Consider the following 20,799-nt stretch of genomic DNA (forward strand, 5'->3'; position numbering starts at 1 on the left):
CCGGTGCCCGGTGCCCGGTGCCCGGTGCCCGGTGCCCGGTGTCCAGCTCCACCGGCTCCCAGGAGTCGCTCTTCAGGAGTGCGGCCACCGTCGGCATCGGCTCGTGCCCGTCGAGGAGACATTTCACATACGTCGCCGGGAGTTCGCCGAGGGGGCGGCCGAGGACGGCCGGTTCGGTCCGCGTGACACCGGGGTGCCGACCGAGCCATGAACACAAGAGGTCACCAAGTGGTCGGCCGAGAGCGAAATCGGAATGTTTCAGGCCGATTAACGGACACCTGGAATTCGGCCATCTGGCCGCTTCGTGCCTCCGACGGCCGCCCAGTTACGGGCTTCGGCCAGGCGGATTCCGTAGCTTCGCGCCACTGATTCAATACGCAATGTTACTGAAACCCGTGGGGTCGATGTGTGTTTCCGCGGCGGACTCGGCAGACTCGCGCTCGCCGCTCCGGGCACCGATCGAGCACGGGCCGGCACCCCCTGTAATCGATGCGGAAGGATGCACACAATGCGGAACACCGCGCGCTGGGCCATGACCCTCGGCCTGACGGCCACCGCCGTCTGCGGCCCTCTCTCCGGGGCCGCACTCGCCGCCCCGGGTCAGGCCCCCACCGCGCTCTACGCCCCGTCGGCCCTCGTCCTCACGGTGGGCCACGGTGAGAGCGCGAACACAGCGACTCCGGAACGCGCGGTCACGTTGACCTGTGCCCCGACGCCCGCCGGCACGCACCCGGCGGCCGGCCCGGCCTGCGCGGAACTGCGCGGCGTCGGCGGGGACTTCGACGCCCTGAAGGCGAAGGAGGGCGTGATGTGCACCAAGCAGTACGACCCGGTGGTCGTCACCGTCGACGGAGTCTGGCAGGGCCAGCGCGTCTCCTACGAGCGCACCTTCTCCAACGACTGCATGAAGAACGCCTACGGCACCGGCGTCTTCTCCTTCTGAGAGGGCCGGGCCCACAGACCGGGATCGCGCTGAGTCCGTGAAGCGCAGCGGGCCGTGGCTGGGGAGCCGGGCCGTTGTCACGGGAACGCGCGATCTCGCGCAAGGGAGCCGGCGGGCGGAGTGGGGCCGCCCGCCGGCTCCTGGGCTTGCTACGCCCGGGGCCTCATGCCCGGTCGCGATGACTGGTGTCGCACCACGGGTAGCGGCGACTGCGGCGGCACGTGCACAGGGCCACGCGGAAGCGGTCGGAGGTGACCACGGAGCCGTCCTCCAGCTCCACCTCCACCGGGCCCTCCATCAGCAGCGGACCCTTGCGCTGGACGGCGACACGACGCGCCGCCGCCGACCGGTCAGACGGGGAGTTCGGCACGGACGACCACCAGCTCTTCCTTGTCATCGGCGGCGGGCAGCAGCCCCCGCTCCCGCAGCCAGCGTTCCCGGCCGCGCAGCACCGGCCCGAACTCGATCCGGTGCCGACGGGTCACCGCGGCCTTCAGACCGGCGGCGCGCAACTGTCCGACGGTCACGTCCGGGCCGCTGAGCGCCGACTGCACGAGCAGCAGCACTCCGCCCGGGCGCAGCAGGCCGGGCACCTCACGGCAGATCCGGTCGACGACCAGGCGTCCGTCGTCGCCGGCGTCCCAGGCCCGGGCCGCGCCACGCGGTGGCCTGCGATGACCGTCCGGCGCCGGCACGTACGGCGGATTGGCGAGGATCAGATCGAAGGTCCTTCCGCGCACGGGGTCGAAGAGGTTCCCGTGCCGGATGCGGACCGGGAGCCCCGCCAGCCGGGCATTCAGCCGGGCGGCCCATACGGCGCTCCAGGACACGTCCACAGCGGTCACCCGGCCGCCCCGGCGCGCGGCCTCCAGCGCCAGTGCTCCGCTGCCGGTGCCCACGTCGAGGACCTCCGTGCCAGGGGGCAACGGCTCGTCTGACAGGGCACCGGCCAGCAGCTCGGTGTCTTCCTGCGGGGCGTACACGCCCGGGGGTACCAGTGCAATCACAGACGCCGGGTACCCCGGCCATCAGGAGATATGAGTGGCTTCCCGCGCCAGCGGTTCACGCAGTGACGAACGGGACGCACGCCAGTCCGCGAGCAGCCGGGTGCCCAAGCGTTCCTCGACGAACTCCGTGGCGTCGATGCCGAAGGCGACGTCCGCGGCGAGATGCGGCTCCTCTTCCAGCAGCCCGCCGATGACGTCGTGACGCACCACCTGTTCGTGGACGGCGTCCGCCTCGACGTGCTCGTCGTAGAAGTGCTCGGCGGCGGGACCGGCGCCCGTGCGGCGCATCGCCTCGGCGAGCCGCCGCGACCCCGGTGACGAGGTGATCTCCACCGTCGCGAAGTGGCCGACCAGGGCGCCCCTGAGGGCCCGGTGCAACCCGAAGAGGGACATCATGTTCACGGTCGCCAGGGCCTCGGCGGACGCGGCGTCGAGATAGCGGCCGTACGTGGTGTCCAGGCCCAGGTCCGTCATCAGGTCGGCGAACAGGGCCGCGTGCACGCGGTCCGCGCGGCCGCCGCCCCACTCGTCGAACTCCACCGCCGCCATTCCCGCCTTCGCCCGCCCGTACAGCCGCGGCAGGACCCAGGCGTGCGGGTCCGCCTCCTTGAGGTGGTACAGGGAGCGCTGTGCCGCGTACTCGCGCAACTGCCACAGTTCGCCCTCGTCACGCAGGAAGTGGCTGACGCCGGTGCCGTCGACGGGCTCGACCAGCAGGTCGGCCAGTGCCTCGTCCACGGTGTCGTGGGCGTGTGCGTCGGTGCGCAGCGCGGACAGGAAGCGGTGCTCCATGGCCGCGCGGACGCGCAGCAGGTCGGGGTCCCACTCGCGCTCGGGGGGTACGTCCGCGAAGCCACGGTAGTGCAGCTCGTAACAGAGGTACAGCGCGAGCTGGAGGTCGTCGCCGTACACCTCGGCCCGGGCGACGTCCTCCGGGCGGGGCAGCCGGCCCGCGCCCCGCAGATGGGCGTCCACACCCCTGCTCAGCGGGCCGCGCGGGGTGGGCAGTCGTGGTCCTTCGTGCTCCATGCGCGCCGGGTACCCGCCCGGCGGCGAAGGTCACCCGCCCCGTCGCGCGGGCGCAGCCGCCCGGGCCGCCTCCGGTGGCCCGGGCCTGATGCGCGAGCGCGCCCGACGGGGCGGGTGACCTCCCGCGCGGTGTCCGTTGCGCACGGCGGCCGCGACCGGCCCCGTCAGTCGCCCTGTGACTCCTCCTGCGCTCGGGCATTGGGGGTGGTGGCGTCGCCGGCCTCGCCCCGGTGGCGGCGTTCGTCGGCGGAGTCCCGGGTGCGGGTCTCGGCCTCCTCGACCTCCCGCAACACCTCTTCGAGCGCCGTCGTGGGCGGCGTGGTGTGCTGGTCCTCGTCCCGGTCGTGATCCTTGTGCTCGGACACGGCGGTCTCCTTCCTGCGTTCGGTACGTCCGCTCATGGCGGAGTGGGTGTTCAACTGGTGGCGGAGGAGGCGATGCGCAGCGGCACCGGGTCCGCCGGAGCCGCCGCCTCGCTGCGGCGCACGACCTCCGCCCACCAGGAGGGGCCGTCCTCGATGTGGCGCAACAGCACGCCCTCGCGGATCGCCCAGGGACAGACCGTGACGGCCTTGATCCCGGTCAGCTTCAGCGCGGTGTGCCCGACCACCGCTCCCGCCAGGCTCTGCGCGGCGCGCGGTGCGGAGATGCCGGGCAGATGTGCGCGTTCGGCGGCGGGCAGGGCGGCCAGCTGCGTGATCGCCGCGCGCATGTCCGAGCGACGCATCTGCCGGTCCACGAACGGGCCGTGCCGCCCGGGTGCCGCGCCGCACAGCCGCCCCAGCTGCTGGAAGGTGCGGGAGGTGGCGACCGCGGTGCGCGGGCCCTCCCAGCGGATGCGTGCCGCGACGTCCCGCAGCTGATGGCGGACCTTGCGGCGCAGGGCCCGCACCCGCTCCGGCGAGGGCGGGTCCCCGTCCTCGAAGAACTCGTGCGTCAGCCGCCGCGCACCCAGCGGCAGTGACGCCACGAAGTCGGGCAGTCGGCCGCGCCCGAAGGCGACTTCGAGGGTGCCGCCGCCGACGTCGAACAGGGCCAGCGGGCCCGAGCGCCAGCCCATCCAGCGCCGCGCCCCGAGGAACGTCAGCTCGGCCTCGACCTCGCCCGGCAGAGTGCACAGGTCGACGCCCGTGCGGGCCCGGACGGTGTGCAGCACCTCGTGCCGGTTCGGCGCGTTGCGCACCACGGCGGTCGCGAACGCCAGCGGGCCCGCCGCGCCCCACTTGGCGGCGGTTCTGCTCGCCTGGGCCACCGCGTCGACGAGTTGCGCCACGGCCTGCTCCGGGATGGGTCCCCCCGGTGGGACCTGCTCGGACAGCCTGAGCCGCCACTTGGCGGTGTGCACGGGCAGCGGCACCCCGCCCGCCGCGTCCGCGACCACCAGTCTGACCGTGTTCGATCCCACGTCCACCACGCTGATTCGCATGGGCGGTGGGTACCCACATACGGGGCCCGCCAACAGACCGCACGCTCCGCACCGGCGAGGACGCGCCACCGGACGGCGGGGCCGCCGCAGCTCCTGACGGTCGCATGTCCGCCACCGGCGGCGCTTCCCGCTCCGGCACGCGCCACGCCGGTGCCGGACTCGTGCGGCCCGTCCGGGCACGCCGGGCCGGGGGAGGCGGGATCGCACGAGAAACGGCATCCCGGGACGACCGGGAGTGCCGGCAGCAGCGCCGCAGGACCAGGGGCTGCGGGGGAGTGCCCTGCGTCACGCCAGCTGGCGGCGGACCAGCTCGTGCAGGCGGCCGCTCGTGTCGGCCAGGAGCTGCGCGGGCGGGCCCTGCTGGATGACCTTGCCCTCCTCCATCACCACGACCCGGTCGGCGTCCATCACGGTCGACAGCCGGTGGGCGATGACGATCCGGGTCGCGTGCAGGGTCTTGGTGCTCTCGATGACCGTGCGCTGCGTGTCGTTGTCCAGGGCGCTGGTCGCCTCGTCGAAGAAGAGAATCCGCGGTCGGCGGATCAGCGCCTGGGCGATCATCAGCCGCTGGCGCTGCCCGCCGGAGACGGCTCCACTGCCCGCCACGATGGTGTGCAGGCCCATCGGCATCCGCTTGATGTCCTCGGCCAGACCGGCCATCTCGGCGGCCGCCATCGCCTCCTCCGGCGTGTACGGCTCGGTGCCGCAGATGACGTCCAGGATCGAGCCGGAGAACGGCTGCGCGTGCTGGAGCACGACCCCGCACTGGCGGCGCACCGCCGACTGGTCCAGGGCCGCCAGGTCCTGCCCGTCGTACAGCACGCTGCCCGACACGGGCCGGTCGAAGCCGATCAGCAGCCGCAGCAGCGTCGACTTGCCGCAGCCGCTCGGGCCGACGATCGCGACGAACTCGCCCGGCCGCGCCACGAACGACACGTCGTCCAGGACCAGCGGACCGTCGTCCGTGTAGCGGAAGGACACCCGCCGTGCCTCGATCGCCCCGGTCAGCGGACCCGGCCGGGTGCTGGCCGTACGCACCTCCGGCGTGGCGTCCAGCACCGGCTTGATCTCCTCGAACAGCGGCAGCGCGGCCACCGCCGAGACGAACGCGCCCGTCAGCTGGGTGACGGAGGTCAGCAGCATCGTCACCGAGGTGTTGAAGGTGAGGAACGCGGCCGCCGACATCGAGCCCCGGGCCGGACCGGCCAGCAGCATGAACATCAGCAGGGTGCACAACGGCAGGTACACCGCGCCCAGCACCGCCGTGAGGTTCTTGATGGTGCCGACCTTCTGCTGGAGCTCCCGGCTGCGCGCGAACTGAGAGGCCCACGCGGCGTACGCGTAGTTCTCGGCGGCGGCCACCCGCAGCTTGGGCAGACCGCGCAGCGTCTGGAACGCCTGGTTGTTCAGCTTGTTGGAGAGCACCACCAGCCGCCGCTGCCAGCGCACCTGCCACAACCCGAGCCCCAGGAAGACCGCCGCGATCACCACGAGCATGCCGATCGCGGCCATCGCCATCGGCACGCTGTACCAGAGCAGCAGCCCCAGGTTCATCGCGCCGACCGTCACCGACTGGGCGACCGTCGGCCCGACTCCGGCCAGCAGCCTGCGGATCGCGCTGATGCCCATGGCCGCGCTGGCCAGCTCACCGGTGGAGCGCTCGGTGAAGAACTTCGTCGGCAGCCGCAGCAGCCGGTCCCACACCGCCGGCTGGAGCGTGGCCTCGATCCGGCCCTCCAGCCGCAGGATGGTCAGGTTCTGCAACAGCATGAAGGCCGCCGCCACCACGCTGCTCAGCATCACCGCCAGGCACACCTGCACGATCAGTTCGGTCTGCGCCTTCGGCACGAACTCGCCCAGCACCTGGCCGGTCGCGACGGGCACGAGCGCGCCGATCGCCACCGTGACCAGACCGCTGAGCAGCAGACCGGTCAGGTCGCCGCGCATGCCCTGTACGCAGAACCGCAGCAGCCTCAGCGGGCTGAGCCCGCGCTCGGGCAGCGGACGGTAGAACATCACCGCGCGCGGCTCGAACTCCTCGGCGTTGGCCTTCTCGACCGGCGTCTCACGACCGGTCGAGGGGTGCACCGCGACATAGCCGCCACGCCGCCACAACAGCGCCACCGGCGCGCCCGACAGGACCCGCCGGCCCACCAGCGGCCCCACGTTGTCCCGCCACCAGCGGCCGTCGAGCCGTACGGCCCGGGTACGGACACGGGAGGCCAGGGCGACCTGCTCGACGGGGTCGAGGCGGTCGCCGCCGGTGTCCTTCCGGGCCGGCTCGGTGAGGCGGATCCCGGCGGCCTCGCCGACCAGCTTGCAGGCCGCGTAGGTGGCGTCCGCGTCGGCCGCGGTGGTGCGCTGGGAGGAACGCGTGCCGATGGAGGCGAGCAGCGTCCGGTCGGCCTGGACGCGCACCGCCTCACCGGCCTTGATCCCCTCCGCCGTGCGCGTCTCGTGGGTGCGCTCCAGCTGCTCGATCCAGCGGTCCAGCGTGGTGAGCAGCCGGTACTGCTGGTCGACCATGGACTGCCACAGCGCGGGGTCCATCAGCAGGTCGGCCGCGGCCTCGGCGCCGTACAGCGAGCCGTACTGGACGCTGCCGGGCGGCACCTGCATCCAGAACACGTCGTCGTCCGTGGGCGCCGCGGCCCGTTCGGTGGCCATCGGCGCCTGGAAGAGGATGGACAGGCTGCGGCCGACGCCGAGGGCGAGCGCGTACTCCAGCGGGCTCGTCGTCGGCGGCACGTACCGCGGGTTGCCGTACGCGTCGTACGACCAGGTCGTGGTGTCGGCGGGCTGGTACAGCTCGCGCAGGCCGACGCGGTGCACCACGCAGTCCCGCAGCGGCCGGGCCACCAGGGTGTGCTGCGGGCCGGGCACCGGGCCGAGCACCAGCGAGCCCGCCTCCAGCCGGCCCAGATGATGCCAGTGGCCCTGCTGCCCGGCGTCGACCGCGAACAGGTCCACGGCCCCGGACGCGACCAGCCACAGCACCTGCGGGCCTTCGAGGTCGAGGCGGTTGAACCCGGCGCAGTCGATGCGCGAGCCCAACTGCCCCAAGGCGCCCAGCACCAGGTCGCCGTCGTGCCCTTCGTGCACGGCCGTCATCTCATCGCTCCCTGACCAGTGCCGCGTACGCGCCGCCACGGGCCACCAGGTCCTCGTGCCGTCCCCGCTCCACGACCGTGCCGTGCTGCAGGACGACGATCTCGTCGCTGTCGCGCACCGTGCTGAGCCGGTGCGCGATCACCACGCAGGCGCAGCCGCGCCGGCGCAGGTTGTCCATCACGACCTGCTCGGTCTCGGCGTCCAGGGCGCTGGTCACCTCGTCGAGCACCAGGATGCTCGGGCGGCGCACCAGCGCCCGCGCGATCTCCAGGCGCTGGCGCTGCCCGCCGGAGAAGTTGCGGCCGTCCTGCTCGACCCTGCTGTGGATGCCGCCGGGGCGGCGGGTGATCACGTCGTACAGGGCGGCGTCACGCAGCGCGTCCTCCACCGCGTCGTCCGGGATCGACGGGTCCCACAGCGCCACGTTGTCGCGCACCGTGCCCTCGAAGAGGAACACCTCCTGGTCGACGAAGGAGACCGAGGCGGCCAGCGCCCCGCGCGGGATGTCCTCGATGCGCTGCCCGTCGATGCGGATCACGCCCTCCCACGGCGCGTACAGCCCGGAGATCATGCGGGACACCGTGGACTTGCCGCTGCCCGAGCCGCCCACCAGCGCGACCTGCTGCCCGGGGCCGACCGTCAGGTCGAAGCCGCTGAGCAGGGGCTTGTCGAGCGGGCTGTAGCCGAACGTGATGTTCTCCAGCTCGACATGGCCCTGGAGGCGGCGGGTGGACTCGCCGGCGCCGGGGCGGCCGTAGAGCGGGTCGGCCTGGAAGTTCTCCACGTCCTTCAGCCGGGCCACGTCCGCCGCGAAGTCCTGGATGCGGCCCGCGACGCCGTTCAGCCGGGTCAGCGGTGCCGTGAACCGGGTGACCAGGGCCTGGAAGGCGACCAGCAGACCGACCGAGATGTGCCCCTCGACCGCGCGCATGCCGCCGATCCACAGGATGAGCGCGCTGTTCAGGGTGGCGAGGGTCGGCGCGACCACGCCCAGCCAGGCGCTCGGCACGCCCAGGCGCTGTTGCTCTTCCAACGTGGTGGCGTGCTGCCCGGCCCACTTGCGGAAGTAGCCGTCCTCGCCGCCGGTCGCCTTCATCGTCTCGATGAGCTGAAGGCCGGTGTAGGCGGTGTTGGTGAGGCGGGCGGTGTCTGCGCGCAGCTTCGCCGTGCGCGTCGCCCGTAGCCGGATCACCACACGCATGGCCACGATGTTCAGCAGCGCCACGCCGATGCCGACGAACGTCAGCTGCGGGTCGTAGGTGTACAGCAGGACCGCGTACAGGACGACCACGACCGCGTCCACGCCCGCCGCCGCGAGGTCGCGGGACAGCGTCTCGGACACCGCGTCGTTGGACTGCAGCCGCTGCACCAGGTCGGCCGGGCTGCGCTGGGAGAAGAACGTCACCGGCAGCCGCAGCAGATGCCGCAGGAAGCGGGCGCTGGAGAGCGTGGAGGAGATGATGCGGCCGCGCAGCAGGTTGGCCTGCTGGAGCCAGGTCAGCACGACCGTGAGCAGCACACACGCGGCCATCGACGTGAACAGCACGCCGAGCAGCGAGGTCTGGTCGCCGATCAGGAACGCGTCGATGTAGGTGCGGCTGAGCGCGGGCACCGCGGCGCCGACCGCCACCAGCAGCAGGCTCGCCAGCACGGCCACGGGCATCGTGCCGGCCGTGCCGCGCAGCCGGGCGGGCATCGCGCCCAGGACTCCGGGCTTGCGGCCGCCCCGGGTGAAGTCCTCGCCGGGCTCCATCACCAGCACGACACCGGTGAAGCTGCCGTCGAAATCCTCCATGGGCACGAACCGGCGGCCCTTGCCGGGGTCGTTGATGTAGACGCCGCGACGGCCGAAGCGGCGGCCCATGCCGTCGTAGACGACGTAGTGGTTGAACTCCCAGAACAGGATGGCCGGTGACGTCACCTCGGCGAGGGCGGCCAGGTCCATCTGCATGCCCTTGGCCGTCAGGCCGTAACCGCGGGCGGCCTTCAGCAGGTTGCTGGCGCGTGAGCCGTCCCGGGAGACCCCGCAGGCGATGCGCAGCTCCTCCAGCGGGACGTGCTTGCCGTAGTGGCCGAGCACCATCGCCAGGGAGGCGGCGCCGCACTCGACGGCCTCCATCTGGAGCACGGTGGGCGTGCGGACGGTCTTCGCCCGGGCCTTGGGCACCTTGCGCTTCGGCGGGGCGGCGCGTCTCCTGCTCCGGGGCTCCTGTGCGGTGGCGCTCATGGCAGCAGCCAGTCGACGGGGCGCTGATCGGCCAGCCGGATCGAGCCGGAGGCCAGGGTCATGGAGGTCAGCTTGAACGGCGGCCCGTCAGCGGAGGACCACCGGTAGCCGCTCTTCGTGGCGGACGACCTGTCCAGCCGGACCGTCACGGCCACCGGCCTGCCCTTCTCGGTGAACTGCCGGCCCAGCTGGCTGTCCCCGAGGAACGCGGCGATCTGCTGCGGAGACTGGGCGGAACGGTCCACCGACTTCACATGGCCGCGCAGCACGCCGTACTCCTGCGTCGGCACCGACTGCACGGTCAGGTCCACGGCGGCGTCGTCGGGGATGGAGGCGGCGTTGGCGGCGGGCACGTACACGGTCGCGTAGAGCGGGTCCCCGGTGCGGGCGACCTTCTCGACGGCGGCGACGTTCGCGCCGGTCCGGATGATCTGCCCGACGGTCGCGGCGAGCGCGGAGACCCGGCCCGCGTCGAGCGTGCGCACGACCGCTTCGCCCTCGGCCGTACGGACCTTGAGCACGGGAGAGCCCGCGGGCACCTGCTGGCCCTGTCTCGCGAGCACGGCGGTGACCTGGCCCGCGACGGGGCTCTGGAGGACGTAACTGCCCCGCCCGTGCGTGAGGATGGCGGGCGCGCTGACGGTGGAGGTCACCGAACCGGTCACCGCCCAGACCGAGGCGGCCGCCATCGCGACCACCGTCACCGAGAGCACGAGCCAGCCCTGCGGGCGCGCGAACCGCACCGGCAGGTCGAGTTCCTCCGGTGACTGGAGCCTGGCGAGGGCCTGTTGGCGGAACTGCAAGGGGACTTCCCTCACCCGTAGAAGAGGTACCGACGGCCGCGACGGAAGCCGTCACGGCACCCGAAGAACCCGGAACCGCCGGCTGCGGCTCCGGGACTCAACGGCACTGGGGCTCGATCAGAGACCGGCGACCAGGTTGGTGACCGGGGCCGTGTTCAGGCCGGTGACACCCTCGACGGTGCCGACGGCCGTGTCGGCCAGGCCGGAAACCGGAGCGATGCCGTTCACCGTGTCGGTGACGGTGTTCAGGGCGTTCACGGCCAGACCGCCGGAGACGGCGTCGAGCTCGGTGTCGGCGATCTCGACGGTCTCAACCTGGGGGGTGGAGTTCATGATGGAACTTCCCTTCATATGGATATCTCACAAGGGGGGAGCGGCCCCCTCTGGGGACAGATGACGGCCGCGACCGCGAGTGCCGGGCTTTCGTCACCGAATGCCCTGGGCGGCCCCCGCGGTGCGATGGATCAAAGCACGCTGCTGGTCCGCCCTTCCAATCAACCATCTGCCCCACCAGGGAACTTGCGCCTCAGCGGCACCGACCCGTGCAGGTCTGGACACCGCATGGGAGCGAGTTCTTCACATGGGGCACCGCATCAGCGCGTTCGGGCCCTTGCTTCTCCGGGCGGCGAATCCGGCACTCCCGCCCCAAAGGCGTGACCCACCCCGCCGGGGTGTGGACAACCCTTCTTTCGGTGACCGGGTTGAGCATTCGATGTGCAGATTCACTGAAGCCGGGATTCGACTCCGTCATGACAACGGATCGTTCCCGGGCGGATACGGAGCGTTCCGTTCCGCTGTGACGCGGGACCCCGCTGTCTGAAAGGCGGCATCCGGCCATGGCCCTCCGCGAGACCGCCGGACCCGCCCCGTCGGACCGGTCCGTGTGAGCAGGCCGCTTCCGGACCGAGCGGCCGGCGTACGGAGGACGGGAGTTGGCCGATTCCGCGATGCGAAGGGATCACTTGCAAACGGAATTGAACGCCCCGTGCGGCCCGTGCGTACCAACAGCCATCCAGGCGCCCCCCAGAAGCTGCCGGACGGCGGCACGTACTCCGTCCCCCAGGAGGAGAGAAGTTTGAGTCACAAGCGAATTCCGAAGCGCAAGGCCGCGATAGCGGCGGGCAGCGTGGTGGCGCTCGGCGCGGCCGCGATCCTGCTCCCCAACGCCAACGCCTCCCAGGACGGTTCGTCCGGTGACGCGGCGGCAGCGCCGAAGACCCTGAAGGCGGGCGACGCCTCGGATCTCGCCTCGCAGCTCTCCGGGCTCCTCGGCGAGGCGTTCGGCGGCTCCTACTACGACAGTGCCGGCCAGCAGCTGGTCGTCAACGTCGTGCCGGGCGACAACAACAACGTGATCGTGCAGGCGAAGGCGGCCGGTGCGAAGGTCCGCGAGGTCGACAACAGCTGGTCGGAGCTCCAGGAGGGGGCGTCGACGCTGAAGTCCGAGGCGACCATCGCGGGCACCTCGTGGTCGATCGACCCGCGCACCAACAAGCTGCTGGTGACCGCCGACAGCACCGTGACCGGCGCCAAGTGGGACAGACTGGAATCCACCGTGCAGGAGCTCGGCTCCGGCATGGCCACGCTCAAGAAGTCCTCCGGCGTCTTCAAGCCGTTCGTCTCCGGCGGGGACGCCATCTTCGCGGGCGGCTCGCGCTGCTCCCTCGGTTTCAACGTCACCGCGGGCGACGGTTCAGCGGCCTTCCTGACGGCCGGTCACTGCACCCTCGGCGGCAACGAGTGGTCCGACACGCAGGGCGGCCAGCCGATCGCCACCGTCGATCAGTCGACCTTCCCCGGCGCCGGTGACTTCGCACTCGTGAAGTACGACGACCCGGCGACCCAGGCCCCCAGCGATGTCAACACCGGTAACCAGACGGTCCAGATCACTGAGGCCGCCGAGGCGACCGTCGGTCAGCAGGTCTTCCGGATGGGCAGCACCACCGGGCTCGCCGACGGCCAGGTCCTCGGACTCGACGCCACGGTGAACTACCCGGAGGGCACCGTCACCGGCCTCATCCAGACCAACGTCTGTGCCGAGCCGGGCGACAGCGGCGGTTCGCTGTTCACCCAGGACGGTCTCGCGATCGGCCTGACCTCCGGCGGCAGCGGTGACTGCACGGTCGGCGGCGAGACGTTCTTCCAGCCGGTGACCACCGCCCTGGAAGCGGTCGGCGCGACCCTCGGCGCGGGCGGTGCCGCGGGCGGCGGCGCCGGCGACGAGGCCGGTGCGGGCGGCGAAGCGGGCGCGGGCCAGGAAGCCGGTGCGGGCGGCGAAGCGGGTGCCGGTGAAGAGGCAGGCGCCGGTGCGGAAGCCGGTGCCGGTGATGAGGCGGGTGCCGGTGCCGGTGAGCAGGCCGGAGGCGACGAAGCGGGTGCCGGAGCCGGTGCCGGTCAGGACACGGGTCATGACGGCGAGGACGACTCCGGTCTGACCGAGTCCCGCTGACCCCCGCTCAGCCGTCGGCAGCCGGTCCGACGCGGCCGGTCCGGTTCCGCCCCCTTCCTGGCGGGACCGGGCCGGCCCACCTGCGTTCTCGAGCCCGCGGCGTCAGCCGAGGGCCCTGATCAGCAGCAGGGCGATGTCGTCGCGCCGTTCCTCCCCGTCCGCGTGGTGCCGCTCCTGGTGGACGAGGCTGTCGGCCAGCTCGTCCAGCGGCCGGTCCCCGGCGTCGGCCAGCCACCCGCCCAGATCCGCGAGAGCCTCCTCGAAGTCCGTGCCGGGGGCTTCGACCAGCCCGTCCGTATAGAGGACGAGCAGCGAACCGGGGGGCAGGGCGACCTCCGTCGTCGGATACACCGCCGCGGCGTCGATGCCCAGCAACGGCCCGCCCGCCAGGTCGAGGACGCGCACCCGTCCGTCCGGCCGTCTCAGCAGCGGCGGGGGATGCCCCGCCCGGGACATCACGGCCCGCCCGCGCGCCGGGTCGAGCCGCAGATACAGGCAGCTGGCGAAGAGGTCGGCCCCCAGGTCCAGCAGCAGCCGGTTGGTGCTGCGCATGACCTCCTCGGGTGCCTGCCCCACGGTCGTGTACGCGCGCACCGCGGTGCGGACCTGCCCCATCAGCCCGGCCGCCGTCACGTTGTGGCCCTGCACGTCCCCGATCACCGCGGCGGCCGTCCCCCGGGTGCCGACCAGGTCGTAGAAGTCGCCGCCGATGTCCATGCCCTGCGTGGCCGGCACATAGCGGCCGACCGCCTCGATGCCGGGCAGCGACGGCAGAGAGTGCGGCAGCAGCGCCTCCTGCAGCCCGTGCGCGAGCCGGTGCTTGGCGTCGTAGAGCAGCGCCCGCTCCAGCGCCTGGGCGATCAGCCCCGCCATGCTGATCATCACCGCCCGCTCCTCCGTCGGGAACGGATGGGGCTCGGCGTAGGACAGGACGCACGTCCCCACCGGGCGGCCCTGGGCGATCAGCGGCAGGTAGGCCCAGGCCGCGAACCCGTCGGGGGTCGCGACCCGCGCCGGGTACAGCCGTTCCATCTGCTCCCGCGACTCGAAGAACGCGGGGACGCCCGTCCGCAGCACCTGGGTGCCGGGTGTCGGCTCGGTCAGGGGCATCCCGTCGAACCGTTCCACCAGGTGCGGGTCCCGGTACCCGCGGTGTCCGAGCACCCGCAGCCGGTTCGCCCGCGAGCCCAGCACGACCAGCGCCTGACTGCCCACCGCCGGGGCGATCTCGTCCGCGACCAGCTGCACCACGTCCTGCACCCCCACCGCCTCGGTGAGCGCGCCGGCCAGGTCCAGCACCTGTGTGATGGTGACCAGCCGGGACGGCGTCCCGTCCGGCGGCGGCGCGGTCCGGTTCATCTGCGACACGGCCTTGGACCTGGTGATGCGAACGCTCAGGCCCGTCGTGCTCGGGTACAGCCGGAACGACAGCCACTCGCCGGGCGGCCGCAGCGCCACGAACGACGTGACGTGCTGGCTGAGCAGAGCGGCCCGGTAACGGTCCTCGTACACCGGGTCGTTGAGCCACGGCACCGACGCCCACAGCTGGGTGCCGAGCAGTCGGCTGACCGGCACGTTCAGCAGCTCGCCCGCCGCCGCGTTGACGAAGCCGACCCGGCCGTGCAGATCCAGCGAGACCAGCCCGTACGGCAGCCGGCTCACCATCCGGGCGGCCTCGACCGTGCCGAGCGTGCCGGCCATGCCACCCACCAGGGGCGCGGCGAGCAGATCGGTCTCGGGGTGCGGCAGGACGCTGTGCTCGGCGGCCCGCTCCAGCCGGACGGCCAGCCGGCCGCAGGCCGCGGTCAGATGCTCGCGCTCATGGTCGGACATCTCCGCCGGATGTGAGCCCGGCCAGGTCACGAAGACCGCGCCGTACACCGTGGACTCGGTGGCGACGGGCACCGCGGCCAGGGCGAACGGATAGGGCAGCACCACGGCGATCCGCGGGTAGAGGCGGGCCATCTGCTCCTCGCCGCCGACCCACACCAGCCGCCGTTCGCGCGCGGCGTCGGCGACCGGGATCGGCGCGTTCAGGCCCACCCGTTCCCAGGGCGCCGCGAACGCCCGCGGCAGACCGGCCATCACCGCCATCTCCAGTACGGGCTGGTCCTGCGCCATCAGGTACACCGCGCCGGAGTGGGCGTGCACCTCGTCCATCATCGACGCCAGAGCCAGGGAGAGCACGGGACGGCCGACCGGCGTCCTGGCGGCTGCCGGCGCCTGCGCGGACGACTGCCCGTCGGACACGCCGACCACCTCCTCGCACGGCCGCGCGACCGGGTCCAGGAACAAATCTCCCCCCTGGCGGCCCGTCCCGCACCACGAGCGGTCCCGCGGCGCCCCCGGTTGGTTGCCTTCGGCCCCAGGCACGGTGACCCCGCAGGGGGCGCCCAGCCACTCGCCGTGCCCCGACCGTCACTCCTGTCACGAGAACACCGTGGCACCGCATGCGTCAGACACGTTCGGCTTCTTTCGAGCGCCGGTGTTCGGCGCCGGTCCACGGAACGCCCACAGGGGCTGCGCAGGTGTCCCAATAGCGCTGTAATGGCCAACGTGGTCAGTCAGGGCGCCCAAGAGCGCGGAACGCGAACGTTGCGTGCCGAAGGTGCCCTCAAGGCGATCGCGGTCGATCACGAGTCGCCCGACCGGCTGCGCCGTATCCTCGAACAGGCGCTCGTCTTCGCCGGTGCGGCGTTCGCCGCGGTGTACGCGCCCAGCGAGGACGGCGAGCTGCTGTGCCTGATGGAGTCGGCCGGTGTCCCGAGGACGCTCTACGGGCTGCGCGACAGCTACCCGCGCGCCGGCCGGTCCCCGGTCGCCGAGGCCCACCGCGGTGGACGGCCGGTGTCACTGGGCCCGGCGGAACTCGCCGAGCACGCCCAGGCGCGGCGCGTGCCGTCCGGGGGCTTCTTCCTCACGGTCCTGCCCGTGCAGGAGGACGGCGGCTGCCTGCTGGCCGTGAGCGAGCGCCCCGAGGGATTCGCCGCCGACGACCTCAGGTGCCTGGAGCTCGTCTCCGGGGCAGTGGCCTTCACCGCCCCGGCCGCGCCCGCCGAGGCCGGCGACCTGCCGCCCAGCGCCTTCAGCCTCGCCATGGACACCGGCCGCGTCCGGGTCGGCGACGACCTGCTGGACCTGTTCGGCCTGGACCCCGTGGAGTTCGACGGCCGGATCGAGACGCTGCTCAGCCTGACCGTGCCCGAGGACCTGCCCTCGCTGATGTCGGTGGTGGAGGCCGACCACATGTCCATCGGCGACCGGGAGCTGGAGTTCAGGGTGCTCCAGCCCGCCGGGCCGCCGAAGTGGCTCCGGCTGCGCGGGCGGCTTCTGGCCGGCGGCGAGGGGCGCCCGGCCCGGCTCGTGGGCACGGTCGTCGACGTCTCCACCCTGCGCTCCGACGTCACCGACGTGGCGCGCGTCCAGCGTCTGGCCGCCGCGCTGGCCACCGCCGTCACCGTCCGCGACGTGGGCAAGGCCGTGGTGGCCGCGCTGCGCCGGCCGCTGAGGGCCGACCGGATCGCGCTCGCCGAGCTGGAGAGCGACCGGCTCGTCGTCACCGTCCTCGATCCGCCCGAACCCGAGGCCTGGCCCGAGCTGTGGCGCTCGGAGTGGCGCACCGAGTGGCCCGACGCGCCCGTGCGCGCCATGCCCACTCTCGCCGCCGCGCTGCGCGAGGGCCGGGCCCGCATCTGGCCCGCCGGCAGCCCGCTGGAACGCGCCCTGGCCGAGGTCGGCCCCGGCGGCCTCGCCGTCCTGCCGCTGCCCGCCGGGAACCGCATGGCCGGCGTCTGCCTGATCGGCTGGGACGCCCCGCACGACTTCGGCACCGACGAACGCGCCCTGCTCACCGCCTGCGCGGGACTCGCCGGACAGGCCCTGGTGCGGGCCCGGGCCTTCGACGCCGAGCACGAACTCGTCGGCATGCTCCAGCGCCAGCTGCTGCCGCGCAGCCTGCCCCGGCTGCCGGGCGCGGAGGCCGTCGCACGCTACCTGCCCAGCACGGCGGGGCTCGAACTCGGTGGCGACTGGTACGACGTCATCCCGCTGCCCGACAACCACGTCGCCCTCGTCATCGGCGACGTCCAGGGCCACAGCGCCGGCGCCGCCACCCTCATGGGCCAGATGCGCACCGCCCTGCGCGCCTACGCCGTCGAGGGGCACCCGCCGGACGTGGTCGTCGCCCACGCCAACCGGCTGCTCATGGACATGGAGAGCGACCTCTTCGCGACCTGTTGCTACGTCGATGTCGACCTGGAGGAGGGCGCGGCGTGGTGTGTGCGCGCGGGGCACCTGCCGCCGGTGCTGCGCTACCCGGACGGCCGGACCGAGATCGCGGAGGCCGAGGGCGGGCCGCCCCTCGGGGTGGTCACCCGGGCCGACTTCCCCATGAGCCCGCTCCGGCTCCCGCCCGGCACCGTGATCGCCCTGGTCACGGACGGGCTCGTCGAGACGCCCGGCTCCGACATCGACGACGGCATGGACCACCTCGCCGAGCGGCTGGCCGACGCCGCACCCGCCGACCTGGGGCTGGTCGCCGACGCCCTCCTGGGCGACGCCCCGCGCAGCGACGACGTCGCCCTGCTCCTCCTGCGCTACGACGGCATGGAGCTGCGTCCGCTGCGAGAGGGCTGGACGGTCTGGCGCGTCCCGCAGGCCGTCGGGCACGCCCGCCGCTTCGCCCGCCGCACCCTGCGCTCCTGGGGCGTCACCGTCGACCAGGACGCCGCCCTCCTCGTCGTCTCCGAGCTCGTCACCAACGCCCTGGTGCACACCGACGGGCAGGTCCGCATGGACCTCACCCTCGTCAACAACCGCCTGCGCATCGCCGTCGCCGATGCCTCCCCCCGCTCGCCGGTGAGGCCGACCAGCATCGGCTGGGAGGCCACCGGCGGCCGGGGCATCCTCCTCGTCGAGGCGCTGGCCGCGACGTGGGGCACCCTGCCGGTCAGCGGCGGCAAACAGGTGTGGGCGGAACTGACGCTGGCCGCTGAACGCTCCACCGGCCCGGCGCCCCCCGGGGCGTGACCGCACCGCCCCGGAGTTCAGCCCAGCCGCTTCAGCAGTTCCTCCGCCAGCGGAGCCGACGACGCGGGGTTCTGGCCCGTCACCAGGTTGCGGTCGGTGACCACGTGCGGGGCCCACGGCTCGCCGGCCCGGACGGTCACCCCGGCCTCGGTGAGGCGGTCCTGGAGGAGCCACGGGGCGCGGTCGGCGAGGCCGCCCTGGATCTCCTCGGCGTTGGTGAACGCCGCGACCTCGTAGCCGGCGAAGACGTTCGCGCCGTCGGCCCCGACCGCGGCCAGCAGTGCGGCCGGCCCGTGGCAGACAACACCGAGCGGCCTGCCCGACTCCAGGGCCCGGGCGAGCAGCCGGCCGGATGCGGCGTTGACGGCGAGGTCCTCCATCGGGCCATGACCGCCGGGGTAGAAGACCGCCGCGTAGTCGTCCGGCCGGGCGTCCTCGAGACGGACGGGACGCCGCAGCTCGGTGAAGGACTCCAGCGCCTTCGCGATCCGGTCGGCGTTCTCCCGGCCCCCGTTCGCCTCCGGTGCGAGGGAGGCCCGGTCGACGGTGGGCTCGACCCCGCCGGGTGTGGCCACGACGACCTCGTGTCCGGCGGCCCGGAACGCCTCGTACGGGGCGACGGCCTCCTCGGCCCAGAAGCCGGTGGGGTGCTCGGTGCCGTCGGCCAGGGTCCAGGTGTCGGTTCCGGTGACGACGAAGAGGATCTTCGACATGGTGGGTGATCTCCAGGGGGACGGGCCGCGGTCGGACAGCGCGGCGATGACTCGGACGATGACGACCGTAGGCGTCCGCACCGCCGTTTTTCCAATGGGTGAACCAATGGCTTCCATAGGAAATCCAATGGCGGTGCGCGGTAGTGTCGGATCGCGTGAGGCCCATCGATCCCGTCGGCGCGGCCGGCCCGCCCGCGCAGCCCGACCTCAACCTGCTGCGCACTTTCCTGGCCGTCTACCGGTCCGGCTCCTTCACGGCCGCCGCGCAACTGCTGGGCCTTTCCCAGCCGACCGTCACCACGCAGATCCGCACGCTGGAGCGGCAGACCCGCCGTGAGCTGTTCGAACGGCTGCCGCGCGGCGTCGCCCCGACCGCCGTGGCCGAAGAACTCGCGGCCCGTGTCGCGGCCCCGCTCGACGCCCTCGCCGAGGCCACCGGCCACGGTCCCCGGGAGGAGTCACGCGCCGAACCGGTCCACCTGGCCGGACCCGCCGAACTGCTGTCGGCCCGGGCCCTGCCCGCCCTCGCCCCGCTCGTCACCGAGGGCGTGCGGCTGCGCGTCTCCCTGGGACTGACCGAGCCCCTGCTCGACGAACTGCGCGCCGGCCGCCACGACCTGGTGATCGCCACCGCCCGGCCCCGCGGCCGCACACTGTCCGCCGTGCCTCTCACGGACGAGGAGTTCGTCCTGGTCGCCGCCCCCGTCTGGGCCGACCGCATCGCGCGGCGCCCCGTCGCGGACGGCCCCACCGCGCTGCACGACATCCCGCTGATCACGTACGCCGAGGACCTGCCCATCGTGCGCCGCTACTGGCGGCACGTCTTCGGCCGGCGTCTGACGTGTCGCGCCGCCGTCTCGGTACCGGACCTGAGGGCCGTCCTGGCACTGGTCACCGCCGGTGCCGGCTTCAGTGTGCTGCCGCGCTACCTGTGCGCCGGGGAGCTGGCGTCCGGTGCTCTGGTGCTCCTGCAGGCCCCGGAGGACGTACCGATCAACACCGGCTTCCTCGTCCAGCGGCCGGGCGCCTCGGGGAACCCGCATGTGACCCTCGTCCGCGACCGTCTGCTGAAGGCCGGCCGTACCTGGTGACACCGCGGGCCCACCGGGGTACCCGACGCGGCACAGGACGGAGAAACCGCCACCAGCCGAAGGAAGAGGGAAGAGGAACGTCATGGCTCAGCATGTCCGCGACATCATGACCGGCGACCCTGTCACCGTCGGGCCGCAGACCTCTGTCGCCGAAGTGGCGCGCATCATGCGCGACGAAGATCTCGGAGTCGTTCTGGTGACGGACGGCGACGATCTGCGCGGCCTGGTCACCGACCGTGACCTGGTCGTCCGGTCCGTCAGCCGGGGCGGCGACCCGGAGGAGACCACCGTGGCCGGGGCGTGCAGCGACGACCTGGTCACCGTCGGTCCCGACGAGGACCTGGGGCACGCGGTGGAGCTGATGCGCGAGCACTCCGTGCGCCGCATCCCCGTCGTCGACCACGGGCATCCCGTGGGCATCGTCTCCTTGGGCGACATGGCCATGGAGCGAGACCCGGACTCGGCGCTCGGCGACATCAGCGCCGCGCGTCCCAACGCCTGACCCGCGGCGACCCGGACCCACCGGACGGTCCCGCGCACCCCGTCGTGCGCGGGACCGTCGTACGTCCGCCGCACCACGATCACTGAACCCACTGTCCGAACTCCTGCCAGGGAGGAGAGGGCCGGGGAGCGCGGCGCAGGCAGGGCGAGCCGGGTTTCGTCGGCTTTTCGCTGGGGACTCGAAACGGAGCGCAAGCAGAAGGAAGATGATGAGTCGTGGAGTCCATGCACACCAGTGAGAAGCCCGTCGTCCGTCAGCACGAGACCGGCTGGTCGAAGGCGCGCCGGCTGCGTGGCAAGGCCGCGCTGCGGACCTGCCTCCCGGCCGTCGAGGACCGGGGTACCTCCGGGACGGTGCGCTCCGGGGCGGACTGGAACATCGTCCGGGGTGAGGACTGACCCCTCCCCGCGGGGCAGCCCGGTGACGATCCGAGCAACTGCGCGCATCCACAACCACAAGAAGTGATGTTC

The 20,799-nt window shown here is 72.8% G+C and carries 17 protein-coding genes and 1 pseudogene; 6 read left to right on the plus strand and 12 right to left on the minus strand.

Annotated features, from left to right (window positions below):
- Positions 1–31 precede the first annotated feature (31 nt).
- Positions 32–196: pseudogene (locus ABTX62_RS07095) on the minus strand (alpha/beta hydrolase); the annotation flags it as partial.
- A 312-nt stretch (positions 197–508) separates the two neighbouring features.
- Between ABTX62_RS07095 and ABTX62_RS07100 the strand changes: the two are divergent.
- Complete coding sequence (locus ABTX62_RS07100; protein ID WP_283972718.1) at positions 509–943, plus strand: protease inhibitor; 435 nt, start codon at positions 509–511, stop codon at positions 941–943.
- A gap of 163 nt (positions 944–1,106) precedes the next feature.
- On the opposite strand, the gene ABTX62_RS07105 is transcribed toward ABTX62_RS07100, so the two are convergent.
- The 9 genes from ABTX62_RS07105 to ABTX62_RS07145 all read right to left on the minus strand — a co-directional run bounded on the left by ABTX62_RS07105 (position 1,107) and on the right by ABTX62_RS07145 (position 10,879).
- Positions 1,107–1,313: a CDGSH iron-sulfur domain-containing protein gene (locus ABTX62_RS07105; RefSeq protein ID WP_352115218.1), complete on the minus strand. Its 207-nt coding sequence runs from the start codon at positions 1,311–1,313 to the stop codon at positions 1,107–1,109.
- Entirely contained in the window at positions 1,294–1,950 is a 657-nt protein-coding gene (locus ABTX62_RS07110; protein ID WP_352115219.1) for a HemK2/MTQ2 family protein methyltransferase, read from the minus strand. Before ABTX62_RS07110 ends, ABTX62_RS07105 begins: the two co-directional genes overlap by 20 nt.
- A 21-nt stretch (positions 1,951–1,971) precedes the next feature.
- On the minus strand, positions 1,972–2,979 hold the full coding sequence (locus ABTX62_RS07115; RefSeq protein WP_352115220.1) for an iron-containing redox enzyme family protein: 1,008 nt from the start codon (positions 2,977–2,979) through the stop codon (positions 1,972–1,974).
- A 164-nt stretch (positions 2,980–3,143) separates the two neighbouring features.
- Positions 3,144–3,380, minus strand: coding sequence for a hypothetical protein (locus ABTX62_RS07120; RefSeq protein ID WP_352115221.1), 237 nt, complete (start codon positions 3,378–3,380; stop codon positions 3,144–3,146).
- A 14-nt stretch (positions 3,381–3,394) separates the two neighbouring features.
- Positions 3,395–4,405, minus strand: a complete 1,011-nt coding sequence (locus ABTX62_RS07125) for a Ppx/GppA family phosphatase (RefSeq protein ID WP_352115222.1) — start codon at positions 4,403–4,405, stop codon at positions 3,395–3,397.
- 285 nt (positions 4,406–4,690) lie between these two features.
- Positions 4,691–7,516: an NHLP bacteriocin export ABC transporter permease/ATPase subunit gene (locus ABTX62_RS07130; protein ID WP_352115223.1), complete on the minus strand. Its 2,826-nt coding sequence runs from the start codon at positions 7,514–7,516 to the stop codon at positions 4,691–4,693.
- A 1-nt stretch (position 7,517) separates the two neighbouring features.
- Positions 7,518–9,743 (minus strand): NHLP family bacteriocin export ABC transporter peptidase/permease/ATPase subunit, encoded by a 2,226-nt coding sequence (locus ABTX62_RS07135; RefSeq protein ID WP_352115224.1) that lies wholly within the window; start codon positions 9,741–9,743, stop codon positions 7,518–7,520.
- A complete protein-coding gene (locus ABTX62_RS07140; protein ID WP_352115225.1) occupies positions 9,740–10,546 on the minus strand; it encodes an HlyD family efflux transporter periplasmic adaptor subunit in 807 nt (268 codons plus the stop codon). Before ABTX62_RS07140 ends, ABTX62_RS07135 begins: the two co-directional genes overlap by 4 nt.
- A gap of 117 nt (positions 10,547–10,663) precedes the next feature.
- Positions 10,664–10,879, minus strand: coding sequence for a type A2 lantipeptide (locus tag ABTX62_RS07145; protein ID WP_352115226.1), 216 nt, complete (start codon positions 10,877–10,879; stop codon positions 10,664–10,666).
- A 742-nt stretch (positions 10,880–11,621) separates the two neighbouring features.
- Here ABTX62_RS07145 and ABTX62_RS07150 point away from each other — a divergent pair.
- Complete coding sequence (locus ABTX62_RS07150) at positions 11,622–12,995, plus strand: S1 family peptidase (RefSeq protein ID WP_352115227.1); 1,374 nt, start codon at positions 11,622–11,624, stop codon at positions 12,993–12,995.
- 102 nt (positions 12,996–13,097) lie between these two features.
- Here ABTX62_RS07150 and ABTX62_RS07155 read toward each other — a convergent pair whose 3' ends face one another.
- A complete protein-coding gene (locus tag ABTX62_RS07155) occupies positions 13,098–15,254 on the minus strand; it encodes a SpoIIE family protein phosphatase (protein ID WP_352115248.1) in 2,157 nt (718 codons plus the stop codon).
- A 288-nt stretch (positions 15,255–15,542) separates the two neighbouring features.
- On the opposite strand from ABTX62_RS07155, the gene ABTX62_RS07160 reads away from it, so the two are divergent.
- Positions 15,543–18,023, plus strand: a complete 2,481-nt coding sequence (locus ABTX62_RS07160) for a SpoIIE family protein phosphatase (RefSeq protein ID WP_352115228.1) — start codon at positions 15,543–15,545, stop codon at positions 18,021–18,023.
- A gap of 17 nt (positions 18,024–18,040) precedes the next feature.
- Here the strand turns inward: ABTX62_RS07160 and ABTX62_RS07165 are convergent, their stop codons facing one another.
- Complete coding sequence (locus tag ABTX62_RS07165) at positions 18,041–18,736, minus strand: type 1 glutamine amidotransferase domain-containing protein (RefSeq protein WP_352115229.1); 696 nt, start codon at positions 18,734–18,736, stop codon at positions 18,041–18,043.
- A gap of 155 nt (positions 18,737–18,891) precedes the next feature.
- On the opposite strand from ABTX62_RS07165, the gene ABTX62_RS07170 reads away from it, so the two are divergent.
- The 3 genes from ABTX62_RS07170 to ABTX62_RS07180 all read left to right on the plus strand — a co-directional run bounded on the left by ABTX62_RS07170 (position 18,892) and on the right by ABTX62_RS07180 (position 20,727).
- A complete protein-coding gene (locus ABTX62_RS07170; protein WP_502997915.1) occupies positions 18,892–19,827 on the plus strand; it encodes a LysR family transcriptional regulator in 936 nt (311 codons plus the stop codon).
- An 82-nt stretch (positions 19,828–19,909) separates the two neighbouring features.
- On the plus strand, positions 19,910–20,329 hold the full coding sequence (locus ABTX62_RS07175; RefSeq protein ID WP_352115230.1) for a CBS domain-containing protein: 420 nt from the start codon (positions 19,910–19,912) through the stop codon (positions 20,327–20,329).
- Between the two features lie 215 nt (positions 20,330–20,544).
- The gene (locus ABTX62_RS07180) at positions 20,545–20,727 is read left to right on the plus strand and encodes a hypothetical protein (protein ID WP_352115250.1); all 183 of its coding nucleotides are present in this window, start codon (positions 20,545–20,547) and stop codon (positions 20,725–20,727) included.
- Positions 20,728–20,799 lie beyond the last annotated feature (72 nt).

Source organism: Streptomyces sp. NPDC096046, from assembly GCF_040303285.1.
Lineage (GTDB): Bacteria > Actinomycetota > Actinomycetes > Streptomycetales > Streptomycetaceae > Streptomyces.

Coding starts and splice junctions, on each gene's coding strand:
- ABTX62_RS07100 (WP_283972718.1), top strand. CDS start 509: ATGCGGAACACCGCGCGCTGGGCCATGACCCTCGGCCTGACGGCCACC.
- ABTX62_RS07115 (WP_352115220.1), bottom strand. CDS start 2,979: ATGGAGCACGAAGGACCACGACTGCCCACCCCGCGCGGCCCGCTGAGC.
- ABTX62_RS07120 (WP_352115221.1), bottom strand. CDS start 3,380: ATGAGCGGACGTACCGAACGCAGGAAGGAGACCGCCGTGTCCGAGCAC.
- ABTX62_RS07125 (WP_352115222.1), bottom strand. CDS start 4,405: ATGCGAATCAGCGTGGTGGACGTGGGATCGAACACGGTCAGACTGGTG.
- ABTX62_RS07130 (WP_352115223.1), bottom strand. CDS start 7,516: ATGACGGCCGTGCACGAAGGGCACGACGGCGACCTGGTGCTGGGCGCC.
- ABTX62_RS07135 (WP_352115224.1), bottom strand. CDS start 9,743: ATGAGCGCCACCGCACAGGAGCCCCGGAGCAGGAGACGCGCCGCCCCG.
- ABTX62_RS07145 (WP_352115226.1), bottom strand. CDS start 10,879: ATGAACTCCACCCCCCAGGTTGAGACCGTCGAGATCGCCGACACCGAG.
- ABTX62_RS07160 (WP_352115228.1), top strand. CDS start 15,543: ATGGCCAACGTGGTCAGTCAGGGCGCCCAAGAGCGCGGAACGCGAACG.
- ABTX62_RS07165 (WP_352115229.1), bottom strand. CDS start 18,736: ATGTCGAAGATCCTCTTCGTCGTCACCGGAACCGACACCTGGACCCTG.
- ABTX62_RS07175 (WP_352115230.1), top strand. CDS start 19,910: ATGGCTCAGCATGTCCGCGACATCATGACCGGCGACCCTGTCACCGTC.